Here is a 17,841-nt window from a genome sequence, read left to right on the forward strand (position 1 = left end):
ATCAATCCCCCTCGTGGCACGGCGGACCCACGGGTCCGCCCGGCCGGCGACGTCCTGGATCCATAGTGCCAGCCGGGCTGAACGTGTTCAATTCATTCGTCCTGCCCGCCTCACGAGGGGACCACCGACCAGCTGACCGCCGGTCCGGGCGCCGGCCCAGCGGGCGCAGCAGGAGGTTGGCTCCCACCGCGCCCGCCGTGCCGCAGACGGCGAGGACGAACAGGCCGACGCCGGCCAAGCAGCCGACGGCCGCCGAACACCACGGGGTGGCGGCCGTGTTCAGGCCCCGCACGCTCACTCCGTCCCGCATGATCACACCGGCCCCGGGGAAGCCGATCCCGGACACGATCTGGGCGGCGACCCGTGAGCCGTCGTACTCCACCTCCGGGGCCGCGCTGAGGAAGCCGTACTGCGAGAGCAGCGTACGCAGCCCCGCGAGGCGGGCCCGCCGCTACCGCTCCAGGCCGATGGCCGCTCCGAGTCCGAGCTCCTTCGTCGTGGCTCCTACAGCCAGGTGTCGAACCGGCGGACGTACCACGTCTTCACGAACTGGGTGAGCGTGCAGTACGCGAGGAGTACGCCGATCAGCCAAGGGAAGTAGCTCGCCGGCAGGGCGACGAAGCCCAGCGAGGGAGCCAGCGGCGAGAAGGGCAGCCAGAGGCCGGTCAGCACGGCGAGGACGGTCATCACCATCACCGGCCAGGAGGCGCGGGACTGGATGAAGGGGATCTTCCGGGTGCGGATCATGTGGACGATCAGGGTCTGCGAGAGCAGGCCCTCGATGAACCAGCCGGACTGGAAGAGGGACTGGCTCGCCTCGCTGTTCGCCGCGAAGACGTGCCACATGATCAGGAACATCGAGATGTCGAAGATCGAGCTGATCGGGCCGATGGTGACCATGAAGCGGCCGATGCCCTTGGCGTCCCAGTTGCGGGGCTCGCGGAGGTACTCCTCGTCCATCCGGTCCCAGGGGGTCGCCAGCTGCGAGATGTCGTAGACCAGGTTCTGGACCAGCAGCATGATCGCGAGCATCGGCTGGAAGGGGATGAAGGCGCTCGCCACCAGGACCGAGAAGACGTTGCCGAAGTTCGACGACGCGGTCATCTTGATGTACTTGATCGTGTTGCCGAAGGTGGTCCGGCCCTGGACGACGCCCTGTTCCAGGACGGTCAGGTCCTTCTCCAGCAGGATGATGTCGGCCGACTCCTTGGCGATGTCCACGGCAGTGTCCACCGAGATGCCGACATCGGCGTCGCGCAGCGCGGCCGCGTCGTTGATGCCGTCGCCGAGGAACCCGACGGTGTGTCCGTCGGCCTGCAGGGCCCGGACGATCCGGGCCTTCTGGACCGGGTTGACCTTGGCGAAGACCGTCGTACGGGCGGCGAGCCGGCGCAGCTCCGCGTCGTCGAGGCGGTCGGTCTCGGGGCCGAGCACCACCTGCCCGACGTCGATGCCGACGTCGGCGCAGACCCGGGCGGCGACGAGGTCGTTGTCGCCGGTGACGACCTTGACCGCGATGCCCTTGTCGGCCAGGCCCGTCAGGGCCCGGGCGGCGTCGGCCTTCGGCGGGTCGAGGAAGGCGAGGAAGCCGACCAGCGTCAGCCCGTCCTCGTCGGCCACCGCGTACGTTTCGCGCGGGGTGTCGATCGTGCGGGTGGCGACGGCGAGGACGCGCAGGCCCTGCCGGTTGTCGTCCTCGGCGATCCGGGTGACGTGCCACCGCAGCTGCTCGGTCAGCTCCACCCTCTCGCCGCGGTCCGTCAGGTGCGTGCATCGGTCCAGGACCTCCTCCACGGCACCCTTGGTGATCATGATGTGCTCGCGCTGTGCGGCGTCGCCGACGAGCGGGTTGCGGGCCAGGACCACGGACATCCGGCGCCGGGCGAAGTCGAAGGGGATCTCGTCGACCATCGAGAACCGTGCGTCGACGACAACCTCCTCGGCCTCGTCCACGCGGTCGATGACCGCCTGGTCCATCAGGTTCTTCAGGCCGGTCTGGAAGCGCGCGTTGAGGTAGCCGTACTCCAGCACCTCGCCGTCCTCGTTGCCGTGCACGTCGAGGTGGCGGTCCAGGACGATCCGGTCCTCGGTGAGGGTGCCGGTCTTGTCCGTGCAGAGCACGTCCATCGCGCCCAGGTTCTGGATCGCGCCCAGCCGCTTGACGACCACCTTCCGCTTGGACATGGCGACCGCGCCGCGCGCCAGGTTGGCGGAGACGACCATCGGCAGCATTTCGGGGGTCAGCCCGACGGCGACGGCGATGCCGAAGAGGAAGGCTTCGTCCCAGTCGCCCTTGGTGAAACCGTTGATCATGAAGACGACGGGGACCATCACCAGCATGAAGCGGATCAGCAGGAAGCTGACCCTGCGCACGCCGGTGTCGAAGCTGGTCTGCGGGCGCTCGCCGACGAGCGAGCCGGCCATCGAACCGAAGTAGGTGTCGGCGCCGGTGGCGACCACGACGCCGGTGGCGGTGCCGGAGGTGACCGAGGTGCCCATCAGGACCAGGTTGTCGGCCTCCACCGGGTCGGTGGTGTCCTGCTGGCCGAGGTCCTGCGCACGGGTGTCGGCCTTGGCCACCGGCAGGGACTCGCCGGACAGCGCGGCCTGGCTGACGCCCAGGTCCTTGGCCGTGACGATGCGCAGGTCGGCCGGGATCAGGTCGCCGGCCGCCAGCTTGACCACGTCGCCCGGGACCACCTGGTCCATGGGCACCTCGAACGTGGTGGGCGCGGAGCCGCTGCCGGCCCGGCGCTGCACCGCGCACGTGGTGGTGACGAGCTCCTTCAGCGCGTCGGCGGCGCGGCCCGAGCGGAACTCCTGCCAGAAGCGCAGCAGACCGCTGATCCCCACCATCACGGAGAGGATGACGACGCCCGGGTCCGCGGGGTCCTGCCAGTACATGACCGCCGCCAGGAAGACCAGGACGCCGATGAAGGGGTTCCAGTAGGCCTTGGCCAGCTGGCGGTACCAGCGGGGGGCGCGCTCGTGGGCGACGGTGTTGGAGCCGTGCCGCTCCAGGCGCAGCGCGGCTTCTGCGTGGGTGAGGCCGGCCGGGGAGGTGTCCACATCCTGGAGGACCTGGACGCCCGAGCGGGCACTGATCGAGGCCAGGCGCTCGCCGACGAGCCGGGTACGGGCCTGGAGCTCGGCGGCCTTGCGCTCGCGGCGGGAGGGGCCCGGCGGTGCGAGCTTGGTCGGGGTACGGGGGGTGAGCATGGTCATGACGAATACCTCCCTCCACGGTGTCCGGGCAGCGCGGAGCCGAGCGGTCACGTGGAGTGATCGGGGGTCGGCGTGCGGGGACCCCGATGGGCCGCGGGCACGCCGACGGGCACGGATGACGCACGCCCGGCGGAGTTGGCAGGGCATGCGGAAGGAAGGGAGTGTGGAAGAAGGGAACGCGCAGCAACGCGAGCGCGCACGGGGACAGCGGTCCACCGCTGCCGTGCGTACGCAGGGAAAGGTCAGCCGGTCACAAGGTCAGCCGGTTACAAGGTCAGCCGACGAGAGCGCTGCAAGGACTTCGATCGGGACTCATCCCGAACACCTCCTTGCGTAGCGCGGTCATGACGAAACGCCCGATCCGGCGGGAAAGGCCACAGATGATCGGCGTCCCAGTGACCGTAACACGATCCAAGGGGCCGCTTCTCTCCCCTTTTAGGTCAGTAGGGGCTGTTTCATGCCGCGTCAGCCTCTTGACGTCTGGATGTGCAAAGGCTCGACTTAAGGTTCACAAGTTGGAGAGATGCCGGGTCTCGGAGCGTGAAGCCGTGACGTGCCCCGGCCGGGGGGCGACGGTTGGCCGTCGCTAATGGGCAGGAGTGGATGAGTCGTGCAGACTCCCGGATCGCAGTCGTCACTGCATCGCGCGAATCTCGAACGGGTCGTGCGGGCGGTGCGGCTCGCGGGATCGCTGACCCAGGCGGAGATCGCCCGCGCCACCGGACTGTCGGCGGCCACGGTCTCCAACATCGTCCGGGAACTGAAGGACGGCGGGACCGTCGAGGTCACCGACACCTCGGCCGGCGGCCGCCGGGCGCGCAGCGTCTCGCTCAGCGGCGACGCGGGGATCGTCATCGGTGTCGACTTCGGACACACCCACCTGCGGGTGGCGGTGGGGAACCTGGCCCACCAGGTGCTGGCCGAGGAGACCGAGCCGCTGGACGTCGACGCGTCCTGGGCGGACGGCTTCGACCGGGCGGAAGCCCTGGTCGGACGGCTGATCGCGGACATCGGCGTGGGGCTGGAGAAGGTCATCGGCGTCGGGCTCGGCGTGCCCGGCCCGATCGACGTGGAGTCCGGGACCCTGGGCTCGACCGCGATCCTGCCGGGCTGGGCGGGCATCAACCCCCGCCAGGAGCTCTCCCAGCGCCTCGGGGTGCCCGTGTACGTGGACAACGACGCGAACCTCGGCGCCCTCGGCGAACTCGTTTGGGGGAGCGGGCGGGGAGTGAAGGACCTGGCCTACATCAAGGTGGCCAGCGGCGTGGGCGCGGGCCTCGTGATCAACGGCCAGATCTACCGCGGACCCGGCGGCACGGCGGGCGAGATCGGGCACATCACCCTGGACGAATCGGGCCCGGTCTGCCGCTGCGGCAACCGCGGCTGCCTGGAGACGTTCGCGGCCGCACGGTACGTACTGCCGCTGCTCCAGGGCACGCACGGCCCCGAGTTGACGATGGAGCGGGTGGTCGAGCTGGCCCGCGAGGGGGACCCGGGCTGCCGCCGGGTGATCACGGACGTGGGCCGGCACATCGGCAGCGGGGTGGCCAGTCTGTGCAACCTGCTGAACCCCAGCCGGGTGGTGCTGGGCGGCTCGCTGGCGGAGGCCGGTGAACTCGTCCTCGCCCCCATCCGCGAATCGGTGGGACGGTACGCGATCCCCAGTGCGGCCCGACAGTTGTCGGTGCTGACGGGGAACCTGGGCGGGCGGGCCGAGGTGCTGGGCGCGCTGGCGCTCGTCCTCAGCGAGATGGGCGATTCGACACTTTTGTCAGATCATGGAAGTGGAGTGCGAGCTCCAGCCGTCTTGTCTTCAGGTAGATAACGAATGGCACCGTTGTCATCTCGTTAAGAATTCACTCCTTGACGGCAAAACGCGGCCGGGGTTGACTCACATCCACCTCGGCCGCGCCGCTGCGGCCTCGTCAGGGAGGTTCAAGTAATGAACACGCGTATGCGCAGAGCCGCCGTAGCTGTCGCCGCTGGTGCCATGGCCGTTTCGCTCGCCGCTTGTGGCAGTGCGAAGGAGGCCGGCGACACGACGAAGGCGTCCTCCGGCGCTGCCAAGGGCGATGCGATCAAGGTCGGTCTGCTCCTGCCGGAGAACCAGACCGCGCGTTACGAGAAGTTCGACAAGCCGCTGATCGAGAAGAAGGTCGCCGAGCTCACCGGTGGCAAGGGCGAGGTCGTCTACGCCAACGCCAAGCAGGACGCGACCACGCAGAACTCCCAGGTCGACACGATGATCACCAACAAGGTGGACGTCCTGATCATCGACGCGGTGGACTCCAAGGCCATCGCCGGCTCGGTCAAGAAGGCCAAGGACGCCGGCATCCCGGTCGTCTCCTACGACCGCCTGGCCGAGGGCCCGATCGACGCGTACACCTCCTTCGACAACGAAGAGGTCGGCAAGGTCCAGGGCAAGGCCCTGCTGGAGGCGCTGGGCGACAAGGCCAAGGACGGCCAGATCGTCATGATGAACGGTTCGGTCACCGACCCGAACGCCAAGCTCTTCAAGTCCGGTGCCCACTCCGAGCTCGACGGCAAGGTGAACGTCGGCAAGGAGTACGACACCGTCGAGTGGAAGCCGGAGAACGCCAACACCAACATGGCGGCCGCGCTCTCCGCGCTCGGCAAGGACAAGGTCATCGGCGTCTACTCCGCCAACGACGGCATGGCCGGCGGCATCATCACCGCCCTCAAGGCCGCCGGCGTCTCCCCCCTGCCGCCGGTCACCGGCCAGGACGCCGAACTCGCCGGTGTGCAGCGCATCGTCGCGGGCGAGCAGTTCATGAGCGTCTACAAGCCGTACGCCCCCGAGGCCGAGGCCGCCGCGAAGATGGCCGTCGCCCTCGCCAAGGGCGGGAAGCCCGAAGGCACCACCTCCACGGTCGACAGCCCCACCACCAAGGGCGTTCCCTCCGTGCTGATCCCGGTCGTCTCGCTGACCAAGGCCAACATCAAGGACAGCGTCGTCAAGGACGGTGTCTACACGGTCGACGAGATCTGCACCGACAAGTACGCGGCCGCCTGCGCCGCCGCCGGCCTGAAGTAGCGGCCCCCGTCGCCTCCCCGTGAGGCGGCCCCACGTGCCTGACCGGCGCCCCTCCCACTCCATCCCCGCCACCGGGCGGGGCGCCGGGCAGAAACGTTCCTCCCCCATTCGTCCCGCTCCTGCTCTTTTGCACGACATCCCCGCCGGTCAGGCGGCGAAGGAGATGGTTCATGTGTCCGCTGCGCCCGTGCTGGCGTTGCGAGGGGTCTCGAAGCGGTTCGGCGCCGTTCAGGCCCTCACCGACGTAGAACTCGAGATCCACTCCGGTGAAGTGGTCGCCCTCGTCGGCGACAACGGTGCCGGAAAGTCCACGCTGGTCAAGACGATCGCCGGCGTGCACCCCATCGATGAAGGTGTCATCGAGTGGGAGGGGCGCCCGGTTTCCATCGGCAAGCCCCACGACGCCCAGAACCTGGGCATCGCGACGGTCTACCAGGACCTGGCGCTGTGCGACAACATCGACGTCGTCGGCAACCTCTTCCTCGGCCGAGAGCTCAAGAAGTTCGGCGTCCTCGACGAGGTGGAGATGGAGCGGCGCGCCCGCGAGCTCCTGACCACCCTGTCCATCCGGATCCCCAGTGTCCGGATCCCCATCGCCTCGCTGTCGGGCGGTCAGCGTCAGACCGTGGCGATCGCCCGCTCCATGCTGGGCGAGCCCCAGCTCGTCATCCTCGACGAGCCCACCGCCGCCCTCGGCGTCGAGCAGACCGCACAGGTCCTCGACCTGGTGGAGCGGCTGCGCGAGCGCGGCCACGCCGTCATCCTCATCAGCCACAACATGGCCGATGTGAAGGCCGTCGCCGACAAGGTGGCGGTCCTGCGGCTGGGCCGCAACAACGGTGTCTTCAACGTCGCCGACACCTCGCAGGAAGAGATCATCTCCGCCATCACCGGTGCCACGGACAACGCCGTGACCCGCCGGGCGGCCCGCACCTCGGAGGCCGGCAAGTGAGCACCCAGAACCCTGCCACCGGTCCACTGGACAAGGGCTCCGTCGACCAGCAGGAGCACATCGACCCGGTCAACCCGGCGGCCGCGCACGACGCGATCCCGGCCGTGGACCCCCGCCTGCTCGTCAGGGAGGAGGGGCTCGCCGGCTACTGGGGCGAGTTCAAGCGCAAGATGAAGGCCGGCGACCTGGGCTCCCTCCCGGTCGTCATCGGCCTGATCGTGATCTGGTCCATCTTCCAGGGGCTGAACTCGAACTTCCTCTCCCCGGAGAACCTCACCAACATCGCGATCACGATGACCGGCACGGGCATGATCGCCATCGGCATCATCTTCGTGCTGCTCCTCGGTGAGATCGACCTCTCGGTCGGCTCGGTCAGCGGTGTCTCGGGTGCGATCGTCGCCGTACTCGCCGTCACCCACGGCGTGAACGAATGGCTGGCCATCCTCGCGGCCATCGTCGGAGGCGCCCTGATCGGCTCCATCCACGGCTTCTTCTTCGCCAAGGTCGGTGCCCCGGCCTTCGCCGTCACCCTGTCGGGCCTGCTCTTCTGGCTCGGCGCGATGCTGCAGATCCTCGGCAGCAACGGCACGATCAACATCGACTCCGACGGCGTGGTCGGCCAGCTGACCACGTACTTCTTCTCGGAGGTGGCCGTCGCCTACGGTCTGGCCGCACTCGCGGTGGCCGGCTACTTCATTGCGGCCTTCCTCGACGCGAGGCGCCGCGAGGCCGCCGGGATGCCCTCCCGGCCGCTCGTCGAGATCCTGCTGCGCATCGGCCTGCTCGCGCTGTGCACCTTCGGCCCCGCCGTGCTGTTCAACCAGTACAAGGGCCTGCCGCTCGCGGTGGTGCTCTTCCTGCTGGCCCTGGTCGTCACGGACTTCCTGCTGCGCCGCACGACCTTCGGGCGAAACGTTTTCGCACTGGGCGGCAGCGTCGAGGCCTCCCGCCGTGCGGGCATCAACGTGACCCGGATCCGGATCACGGTCTTCGCGATCTCCAGCACCTTCGCGGCGATCGGCGGCCTGTTCTGGGCCTCCAAGATCGCGGCGGCCAACCAGAGCGCCGGCGCCGGCGACCTGCTGATGAACGTGATCGCCGCGGCCGTCATCGGCGGCACCAGCCTCTTCGGTGGCCGGGGCCGTACCTGGAACGCCCTCCTCGGCGTCATGGTCATCGTCTCGATCCAGTACGGTCTGGCTCTGGAAGGCATTGCGACGCCGATCCAGTACATGATCACCGGCGCGGTGCTGCTGGCTACCGTGGTGATCGACTCGGTGACGCGCAAGACCCAGAAGACGGCCGGACGCGCCTGATCGCGCGCCCGACCCCGCGCCGGACTCACCTCCGGCGGTAAGACCGGTCACAGTGCCCGGCGCCACTTCTCGTGGCGCCGGGCATCCGTGCGTGCATGTACGGGGTACTCATGTACGGGTATACGCCCGTATGTGATGTGTGGCCGTCAGGCCGTGCGTACATGTATGACAAAGGTGTGACGCCCCCGGGACGGCCCGATGACCGCGGCCGGGGACGGAACATTAGACTCGACAGACCAGCAAGCAACTGCAAGGAGGCACGGGTGCTGCTGACCCGCATCAAGGGACCGCGCGATCTGGACCGGCTCAGCCAGGAGGAGCTCGACCAGCTCGCGGCAGAGATCAGGTCCTTCCTCGTCGACGCCGTCTCCAAGACCGGCGGGCACCTCGGCCCCAACCTCGGCGTGGTCGAACTGACGATCGCCCTGCACCGGGTCTTCGAATCGCCCAAGGACAAGGTCCTCTTCGACACCGGCCACCAGGCCTACGTCCACAAGCTGCTCACGGGCCGCCAGGACTTCGGCAACCTGCGCTCCAAGGGAGGCCTGTCCGGCTACCCCTCGCGCGCCGAGTCCGACCACGACGTGATCGAGAACTCGCACGCCTCCACCGTGCTCGGCTGGGCCGACGGCCTCGCCAAGGCCAACGAGGTGCTGGGCCGCGAGGACCACCACGTCGCCGCCGTCATCGGCGACGGCGCGCTGACCGGGGGCATGGCCTGGGAGGCGCTGAACAACATCGCCGCCGCCAAGGACCGCCCGCTGGTCATCGTCGTCAACGACAACGAGCGCTCCTACGGCCCCACCATCGGCGGCCTCGCGAACCACCTGGCGACCCTGCGCACCACGGACGGCTACGAGCGCTTCCTGGCCCGCGGCAAGGAGATCCTGGAGCGCACCCCGGTCGTCGGGAAGCCGCTCTTCGAGACCCTGCACGGCGCCAAGAAGGGCCTCAAGGACTTCATCGCCCCGCAGGGCATGTTCGAGGACCTCGGGCTCAAGTACATCGGGCCCATCGACGGCCACGACATCGAGGCCCTGGAGTCCGCCCTGCAGCGCGCCAAGCGCTTCAGCGGCCCGGTCATCGTGCACTGCCTCACCCAGAAGGGCCGCGGCTACACCCCGGCCCTGGAGCACGAGGCGGACCGCTTCCACGCGGTCGGCGTGATCCACCCGGACACCGGCCTGCCGGTCAGCACCGACGCCGCCAGCTGGACCTCCGTCTTCGCCGACGAGATGGTCAAGCTCGGCCAGGAGCGCAAGGACATCGTCGGCATCACCGCGGCCATGCTCCAGCCGGTCGGCCTGAAGAAGTTCGCGGACGCCTTCCCGGACCGCATCTACGACGTCGGCATCGCCGAGCAGCACGGCGCCACCTCGGCGGCGGGCCTCGCCACCGGCGGCGCCCACCCGGTCTTCGCGGTGTACGCCACCTTCCTCAACCGCGCCTTCGACCAGGTCCTGATGGACGTGGCCCTGCACAAGTGCGGGGTCACCTTCGTCCTGGACCGCGCCGGTATCACCGGCACCGACGGCGCCTCCCACAACGGCATGTGGGACATGTCCATCCTCCAGGTCGTCCCGGGCCTGCGGCTCGCCGCTCCGCGCGACGCCGAGCAGCTGCGCGCCCAGCTGCGCGAGGCCGTCGAGGTCAAGGACGCGCCGACCGTGGTGCGCTTCTCCAAGGGCGTCGTCGGCCCGGCCGTCCCGGCCGTCGGCAAGATCGGCGGCATGGACGTGCTGCGCGCCCCGCGCGCCGAGGTCACCCGTCCGGACGTACTGCTCGTCTCGGTCGGTGCGCTCGCCCCGATGTGCCTGGAGATCGCCGACCTGCTGGACAAGCAGGGCATCTCCACGACCGTGGTCGACCCCCGCTGGGTCAAGCCCGTGGACGAGGCCCTGGCCCCGCTCGCGGACCGGCACCGCGTGGTCGTCACCGTCGAGGACAACGGCCGTACCGGCGGTGTGGGCGCCGCCGTCTCGCAGGCCCTGCGGGACGCGGGCGTCGACGTACCGCTGCGCGACTTCGGCATCCCGCAGCGCTTCCTCGACCACGCCCTCCGCAAGGAGATCATGGCCGAGATCGGCCTGACCGCGCCGGACATCGCCCGGCAGGTCACCGGCCTCGTCGCGAAGCTGGACGGCCGCTACGAGAGCGAGCCGGCCGCCGCCGTCGACTAGTCCGGATCTCGCCACGCGCGCCGCTCGTAGATCGACGCGCGGTTGCACGTCACGGGCCGGGAGATCACTCTGGAAGAGTGGGCCTCCCGGCCCGTTCGTGCGTCGTCACCTCTCGGAGGCGTCGGTGAGCAAGGATCTGAACAGCCCATTCCGTACCAAGACGGTGGAGCAGTCCATCCGCGACACGGAGGAGCCGGAACACGCGCTCCGGAAGTCGCTTTCCGCCTGGGACCTCACGGTCTTCGGTGTGGGCGTCATCATCGGCACCGGCATCTTCGTCCTCACGGGCATCGCCGCCCGGAACAACGCCGGTCCCGCCACCGCCCTGGCCTTCGTGGCCGCGGGCATCGTCTGCGCCCTGGCGGCGCTCTGCTACGCCGAGTTCGCGTCCACCGTCCCGGTGGCCGGGTCGGCGTACACGTTCTCGTACGCCTCGATCGGTGAGCTGCCAGCCTGGATCATCGGCTGGGACCTGGTACTGGAATTCGCACTCGGCACGGCGGTGGTCGCGGTCGGCTGGTCCGGGTACGTCCGCCACCTCATGGACACCAACCTCGGCTGGACCCTGCCGACGTCCTTGTCCGGCCCCGATGCCGGCGGCCACTTCGACCTGCTGGCGTTCCTGCTGGTCCTGGCGCTGACATGGATCCTGGTCGTCGGTACGAAGCTCTCGGCCCGCATCACCGCGGTCGTCGTCGCCATCAAGGTGACGGTCGTCCTGCTGGTCATCGTCGCGGGCCTGTTCTTCATCAAGGCCGACAACTACTCGCCGTTCATCCCGCCGGCCCAGCCACAGGCCGAGGGCGTCAGCGGCTGGCACTCGCCCCTGGTCCAGTTGCTCTTCGGCTACGAGCCCACGAACTTCGGTGTCATGGGCATCTTCACGGCGGCCTCGCTCATCTTCTTCGCCTTCATCGGTTTCGATGTGGTGGCGACGGCGGCCGAGGAGACCAAGAATCCCCAGCGGGACATGCCGCGCGGCATCCTCGGCTCGCTGCTGATCTGCACCGTGCTCTACGTCGCCGTGACCCTGGTGGTCACCGGCATGCAGAAGTACTCGGAGATGTCCCCGACCGCGCCGCTCGCCGAAGCCTTCAAATCGGTGAACCAGCCGTTCTTCTCGGGTGCCATCAGCCTCGGCGCGGCCGTCGGTCTGATCACCGTGTGCATGATCCTGCTGCTCGGCCAGACCCGCGTGTTCTTCGCGATGAGCCGTGACGGACTGCTGCCGCGGGTCTTCTCCGTGACGCACCCGAAGTACCGCACCCCCTACCGGGCGACCCTGCTGCTCGGCGGGGTCATCGCGGTCGTCGCGGGTTTCACCAGCCTGGAGACCCTCGCGGAACTGGTGAACATCGGCACCCTGTTCGCCTTCGTGGTGGTCGCCCTCGGCGTGATCATCCTCCGCAAGAGCCGCCCCGACCTGCACCGGGCCTTCCGCACCCCGTGGGTGCCGTTCGTCCCGATCCTGTCGATCGCGGCCTCGTTCTGGCTGATGCTCAACCTGCCGGCCGAGACCTGGCTGCGCTTCGGCATCTGGATGGCCGTCGGCATCATCGTCTACTTCGCCTACGGCTACCGCAGCAGCCGCCTGCACAAGGTCGGCCAGGACGCGGAGTTCTAGCCGCCGACCCGTCCGCCGCGGCGGACCGGCGTGGGTCGTACGGGCCACCCGTACGACCCGCGCCGGTCCGCGGCCGGCGGCGGGTCCCGGACCCCGGGGACGGTCATGGCGCACGGGGAGGAGCACCGGTTCGACGTGTGGACGGCCGGTGCCGGCTACGAGCGGTACATGGGCCGGTGGAGCCGCCCCGTCGCGGAGCGGTTCACGTACTGGCTCGGCCGCCCGCAGCGGCTGCGGTGGCTCGACGTCGGATGCGGCACCGGCGGGCTGTCGGCCGCGGTGGCCGCCCGGTGCCGTCCCCTCGAGGTCCTGGCGATCGACCGGTCACCGGGGTACGCCGGCTGGGCGCGGGCCGCGGCCACGGCCGGGACCCACGTCGTCGTGGCGGACGCGAGGGACCTGCCGGTGCGCGACGGGGCGTGCGACGCGGTGGTCAGCGGCCTGACCCTGAACTTCCTCGCGCCGCCCGCCGCGGCCGTCGCCGAGATGGTCCGCACGGTCCGCGCGGGCGGCCTGGTCGCGGCGTACGTGTGGGACTACGCGGGAGGCATGGACCTCCTGCGGCTCTTCTGGGGCGCGGCCGTCGACGCGGACCCGTCCGCGGCCGCGCTGGACGAGCGCCGGCGCTTCCCCCTGTGCCGTCCGGACGCGCTGGGCGCGCTGTGGACGCAGGCGGGACTCGGCGAGGTGTCGGTCGCCCCGATCGAGGTGCCCACGGTGTTCGCCGACTTCGCGGACCTGTGGGAACCGTTCCTGACGGGGCAGGGCCCGGCCCCCGGATACCTGGCCACCCTGTCCGCGGCGGACCGGGAGAGGGTGCGGGACGCGCTCCGCGCGGCGCTCCCGTGCGGGCCGGGCGGATCCGTCGAGCTCACCGCCCGGGCCTGGGCGGTGCGGGGGCGGCGCGCCGGGTGAGGACGGGCCGCGGCCCGGGCGGCGGACGCGGGCCCGGGCCCCTTGAGCTGCTCAGCCCTTGGCGGGGGAGTTCTTCGCCGAAGCCGGGACCGGCTGGTCCTTGCGGATGGCGTCCCACAGCTGCGTCGCCTGCGGCTCGGCCACGATCACGCGGTTGGGGTCCACCTTGTCGTAGGCGACCGGCAGCATGATCGTCTCCATCGTCTCCGGGTTCACGCCCTTCATGCTCTGCGCGAAGTCGGCGAGCGCGGTGAGCGAGCCGAGGTCGGAGTCGGTGGTCAGCGACTTGGTGCCGGCGTCCGCGAGCTTGTAGAGGCGCGCCGGGTTGCCGAGGGCGTCCTGCTTCTTGATCTCGGAGAGCATCGCCAGCATGAACTGCTGCTGGAGGCCTATGCGTCCGAGGTCGCTGCCGTCGCCGTAGCCGTAGCGGGTACGGACGAACTTCAGCGAGTCGGTGCCGTCCAGCCGGTGCGTGCCCGCGTCGAGCTTCAAACCGCCCTTGGCCCCGCTCATCGGCTTGTCCAGGGTGACGGTGACCCCGCCCAGCGCGTCGACCAGGCCCTTGAAGCCGGCGAAGTCGACCTCGACGAAGTGGTCCACGCGGACGCCGGACAGCTGCTCCACCGTGTTGACCACACAGGCCGGTCCGGCGAGCGAGTAGACCGAGTTGAACATGACCCGCTTCGCGGCCGGCAGCGTCTTGCCCTTGCCGTCCTTGCACTCGGGCCGGGTGACCAGGGTGTCGCGGGGGATGCTCACCGCGGTCGCCTTGGCCCGGCCCTCGGGTATGTGCACCAGCATCGCGGTGTCCGAGCGGGCACCGCTGACATCGCCGTGGTCGAGATCGCCGTTGGCCCCGGCGCGCGAGTCGGAGCCGAGCACCAGGATGTTCTGGGCGTTCGCGACGACCTTCGCGGGCCGGTTGTCGCCGATCGCCTGGTCCAGGTCGACGCTGTCGATGTTGGAGTTGAGGTGGCTGTACGTCCACCAGCCGGCCCCGGCCGTGCCCAGGATCAGCACGGCGACCAGCAGCAGGGTGATCCGCAGAATGCGGCGGCGGCGTCTGGGCCGCGCGTGCTTTTCCGTCATGGGGGTGAATCTTAGACAGGTATTCGAACGGCGATGGCCCGCCCCCCGGAAGGGGCGGGCCGAGCCGTCGAACGACCCTTTGAGACCCGGACTAGGCCGGGATGCTCGCGACGCCGGGGGCGAGGAACTTCTTGCCGTTCACGCGCTCCGAGACGCCTTCACGGTCCAGGTACGGCGTCACGCCGCCCAGGTGGAAGGGCCAGCCGGCGCCCGTGATCAGGCAGAGGTCGATGTCCTGGGCCTCGGCCACGACACCCTCCTCCAGCATCAGGCCGATCTCCTGCGCCACCGCGTCCAGGACGCGGTCGCGGACCTGCTCCTCCGTCAGGACGACGTCGCCCTGCACCAGGAGAGCGGCGACCTCGGGGTCCAGCTCCGGCTTGAAGCCGTTCTCCGCGGTGTAGACGTAGAAGCCGCGCTTGCCGGCCTCGACGACCCGCTTGAGGTTCGGCGAGACGGTGAAGCGCTCCGGGAAGGCGCGGTTCAGGGTCTCGGAGACGTGCAGGCCGATCGCCGGACCCACGAGCTCCAGCAGCACCAGCGGGGACATCGGCAGGCCGAGCGGCTCGATGGCCTTCTCCGCCGTGACGACCGGGGTGCCCTCGTCGATGACGTTCTGGATCTCGCCCATGAAGCGGGTCAGGATGCGGTTCACGACGAACGCCGGGGCGTCCTTGGTGAGGACCGCGGTCTTCTTCAGCTTCTTGGCGACGCCGAAGGCCGTGGCCAGCGAGGCGTCGTCGGTCTGCTCACCGCGGACGATCTCCAGCAGCGGGAGGATCGCGACCGGGTTGAAGAAGTGGAAGCCGACCACGCGCTCCGGGTGCTGGAGCTTGGACGCCATCTCCGACACCGACAGCGAGGAGGTGTTGGTGGCGAGGATCGCGTGCGCCGGGGCGACCGCCTCGACCTCCGCGAACACCTTCTGCTTGACGGACATCTCCTCGAACACGGCCTCGATGATGAAGTCCGCGTCCGCGAAGCCCTCGGCCTTGTCCAGGACGCCGGTCACCAGGGCGGTCAGGCGGTTGGCCTTGTCCTGGTTGATGCGGCCCTTGCCGAGCAGCTTCTGGATCTCGGCGTGGACGTAGCCCACGCCCTTGTCCACGCGCTCCTGGTCGATGTCGGTGAGGACCACCGGCACCTCCAGGCGGCGCAGGAAGAGCAGCGCCAGCTGCGAGGCCATCAGGCCCGCGCCGACGACGCCGACCTTGGTGACCGGACGGGCCAGGGACTTGTCCGGGGCACCGGCCGGGCGCTTGGCGCGCTTCTGGACCAGGTTGAAGGCGTAGATGCCCGAGCGCAGCTCGCCGCCCATGATGAGGTCGGCCAGCGCCGTGTCCTCGGCGTCGAAGCCGGCCTGGAGGTCGCCGGACTTGGCCGCGGCGATGATGTCCAGGGCACGGTAGGCGGCCGGAGCGGCGCCGTGCACCTTGGAGTCCGCGATGGCGCGGCCCTTGGCGACGGCCGCGTCCCAGGCCTCACCGCGGTCGATCTCGTCGCGGACGACCTCGGTGGTGCCGTTCAGGACGTTCGCGGTCCACAGGAGCGACTGCTCCAGGAAGTCCGCGCCCTCGAACAGCGCGTCGGCGATGCCCAGGTCGAAGACCTGCTTGCCGCGCAGCTGCTTGTTCTGGTTGAGCGAGTTCTCGATGATCACCGAGACCGCGCGCTCGGCGCCGATCAGGTTCGGCAGGATGGCGCAGCCGCCCCAGCCGGGAACCAGGCCGAGGAAGACCTCGGGCAGCGAGAAGGCCGGGATGGCCTTCGAGACGGTGCGGTAGGAGCAGTGCAGACCGACCTCGACGCCGCCGCCCATGGCCGCGCCGTTGTAGTACGCGAAGGTCGGGACCGCCAGCGCCGAGAGGCGCTTGAAGACGTCGTGGCCGCCCTTGCCGATGGCGAGGGCCTCGTCGTGCTTCTTCAGCAGCTCGACGCCCTTGAGGTCGGCGCCGACCGCGAAGATGAACGGCTTGCCGGTGATGCCCGCGCCGACGATGGAGCCCGCGAGGGCCTCCTGCTCGACCTGGTCGATCGCCGCGTTCAGGTTGGCGAGCGACTGCGGGCCGAAGGTGGTCGGCTTGGTGTGGTCGAAGCCGTTGTCCAGCGTGATGAGCGCGAAGCGCCCGGCGCCGAACGGCAGGTCCAGGTGGCGGACGTGCGCGGACGTGACGACCTCGTCCGGGAACAGCTCGGCCGCGCCCTTCAGGAGCTCAGCGGTGGTGCTCACTTGGAGTCTCCCTCGGCGTTGAAGTTCGGGTTCTCCCAGATGACCGTGGCGCCCATGCCGAAGCCGACGCACATGGTGGTCAGGCCGTAGCGGACGTGCGGCTGCTCCTCGAACTGACGGGCCAGCTGCGTCATCAGGCGCACGCCCGAGGAGGCGAGCGGGTGACCGAAGGCGATGGCGCCGCCGTACTGGTTCACGCGGGCGTCGTCGTCGGCGATGCCGTAGTGCTCCAGGAACGCGAGGACCTGGACCGCGAAGGCCTCGTTGATCTCGAAGAGACCGATGTCCTCGATCGTCAGGCCGGCCTGGGCCAGGGCCTTCTCGGTGGCCGGGATCGGGCCGTAGCCCATGACCTCGGGCTCGACACCCGCGAAGGAGTACGAGACCAGGCGCATCTTGACCGGGAGGTTGTTCTCCCGGGCGAAGTCCTCGGACGCGATGATCGCGGCGGTGGCACCGTCGTTGAGACCGGCGGCGTTGCCCGCGGTGACCCGGCCGTGCGTACGGAACGGGGTCTTCAGGCCGGCCAGGTTCTCCAGCGTGGTGCCCGGGCGCATCGGCTCGTCGGTGGTGACCAGGCCCCAGCCCGTCTCACCGGCCGCCTCGTTGGTGTTGCGCACCGAGATCGGGACCAGGTCCTGCTGGATCTTGCCGTCGGCGTACGCCTTGGCGGCCTTCTCCTGCGAGCGCACGGCGTACTCGTCGGCGCGGAGCTTGGTGATCGTCGGGTACCGGTCGTGCAGGTTCTCGGCGGTCATGCCCATGAACAGGGCGGACTCGTCGACCAGCTTCTCGGAGACGAAGCGCGGGTTCGGGTCCACGCCCTCGCCCATGGGGTGACGGCCCATGTGCTCGACACCGCCGGCGAGGGCGACGTCGTACGCACCGAAGGCCACGCCGCCCGCGACGGCGGTCACGGCGGTCAGCGCGCCGGCGCACATGCGGTCGATGGAGTAGCCCGGGACGGACTGCGGCAGGCCCGCGAGAATGCCGGCCGTGCGGCCCAGCGTCAGGCCCTGGTCACCGATCTGCGTGGTCGCGGCGATGGCGACCTCGTCGATCTTCTTGGGGTCCAGGTCCGGGTTGCGGCGCAGCAGCTCCCGGATCGCCTTCACGACGAGGTCGTCGGCGCGGGTCTCGTGGTAGATGCCCTTCGGGCCCGCCTTGCCGAACGGGGTGCGGACGCCGTCGACGAAGACGACGTCCCTGACGGTACGAGGCACGTTGGCTCTCCTCCAGGTGCGGGTGTGCACTG

Annotated in this window: 11 protein-coding genes and 1 pseudogene; 7 read left to right on the plus strand and 5 right to left on the minus strand. The window is 69.7% G+C overall.

Going from position 1 to position 17,841, the window contains the following annotated elements:
* Position 1: 1 nt before the first annotated feature.
* Positions 2 to 436: pseudogene (locus OG594_RS33045) on the minus strand (MgtC/SapB family protein); the annotation flags it as partial.
* Between the two features lie 68 nt (positions 437 to 504).
* On the minus strand, positions 505 to 3,225 hold the full coding sequence (gene mgtA / locus OG594_RS33050) for a magnesium-translocating P-type ATPase (protein WP_266606054.1): 2,721 nt from the start codon (positions 3,223 to 3,225) through the stop codon (positions 505 to 507).
* A 610-nt stretch (positions 3,226 to 3,835) separates the two neighbouring features.
* Between mgtA and OG594_RS33055 the strand changes: the two genes are divergently transcribed.
* The 7 genes from OG594_RS33055 to OG594_RS33085 all read left to right on the plus strand — a co-directional run bounded on the left by OG594_RS33055 (position 3,836) and on the right by OG594_RS33085 (position 13,267).
* Positions 3,836 to 5,050 (plus strand): ROK family transcriptional regulator, encoded by a 1,215-nt coding sequence (locus OG594_RS33055; RefSeq protein WP_266606055.1) that lies wholly within the window; start codon positions 3,836 to 3,838, stop codon positions 5,048 to 5,050.
* A gap of 117 nt (positions 5,051 to 5,167) precedes the next feature.
* Complete coding sequence (locus OG594_RS33060) at positions 5,168 to 6,280, plus strand: sugar ABC transporter substrate-binding protein (protein WP_266606056.1); 1,113 nt, start codon at positions 5,168 to 5,170, stop codon at positions 6,278 to 6,280.
* Positions 6,281 to 6,443: 163 nt separating this feature from the next.
* Entirely contained in the window at positions 6,444 to 7,232 is a 789-nt protein-coding gene (locus OG594_RS33065; protein WP_030847635.1) for an ATP-binding cassette domain-containing protein, read from the plus strand.
* 59 nt (positions 7,233 to 7,291) lie between these two features.
* Positions 7,292 to 8,548 (plus strand): sugar ABC transporter permease, encoded by a 1,257-nt coding sequence (locus tag OG594_RS33070; RefSeq protein WP_266606672.1) that lies wholly within the window; start codon positions 7,292 to 7,294, stop codon positions 8,546 to 8,548.
* 263 nt (positions 8,549 to 8,811) lie between these two features.
* Positions 8,812 to 10,728, plus strand: a complete 1,917-nt coding sequence (gene dxs, locus OG594_RS33075; RefSeq protein ID WP_266606057.1) for a 1-deoxy-D-xylulose-5-phosphate synthase — start codon at positions 8,812 to 8,814, stop codon at positions 10,726 to 10,728.
* A gap of 124 nt (positions 10,729 to 10,852) precedes the next feature.
* Complete coding sequence (locus tag OG594_RS33080; RefSeq protein WP_266606058.1) at positions 10,853 to 12,352, plus strand: amino acid permease; 1,500 nt, start codon at positions 10,853 to 10,855, stop codon at positions 12,350 to 12,352.
* A 30-nt stretch (positions 12,353 to 12,382) separates the two neighbouring features.
* Positions 12,383 to 13,267 (plus strand): class I SAM-dependent methyltransferase, encoded by an 885-nt coding sequence (locus tag OG594_RS33085; RefSeq protein ID WP_323185364.1) that lies wholly within the window; start codon positions 12,383 to 12,385, stop codon positions 13,265 to 13,267.
* Positions 13,268 to 13,318: 51 nt separating this feature from the next.
* Here OG594_RS33085 and OG594_RS33090 read toward each other — a convergent pair whose 3' ends face one another.
* The 3 genes from OG594_RS33090 to OG594_RS33100 form a co-directional block, all read right to left on the minus strand.
* Complete coding sequence (locus tag OG594_RS33090) at positions 13,319 to 14,356, minus strand: LCP family protein (protein ID WP_266606059.1); 1,038 nt, start codon at positions 14,354 to 14,356, stop codon at positions 13,319 to 13,321.
* Between the two features lie 91 nt (positions 14,357 to 14,447).
* On the minus strand, positions 14,448 to 16,586 hold the full coding sequence (locus tag OG594_RS33095) for a 3-hydroxyacyl-CoA dehydrogenase NAD-binding domain-containing protein (protein WP_266606060.1): 2,139 nt from the start codon (positions 16,584 to 16,586) through the stop codon (positions 14,448 to 14,450).
* Positions 16,583 to 17,809: an acetyl-CoA C-acyltransferase gene (locus OG594_RS33100; RefSeq protein WP_189739315.1), complete on the minus strand. Its 1,227-nt coding sequence runs from the start codon at positions 17,807 to 17,809 to the stop codon at positions 16,583 to 16,585. The genes OG594_RS33095 and OG594_RS33100 overlap by 4 nt, the downstream gene beginning before the upstream one ends.
* Positions 17,810 to 17,841: the final 32 nt, after the last annotated feature.

The organism is Streptomyces sp. NBC_01214, assembly GCF_026340975.1.
Lineage (GTDB): Bacteria > Actinomycetota > Actinomycetes > Streptomycetales > Streptomycetaceae > Streptomyces.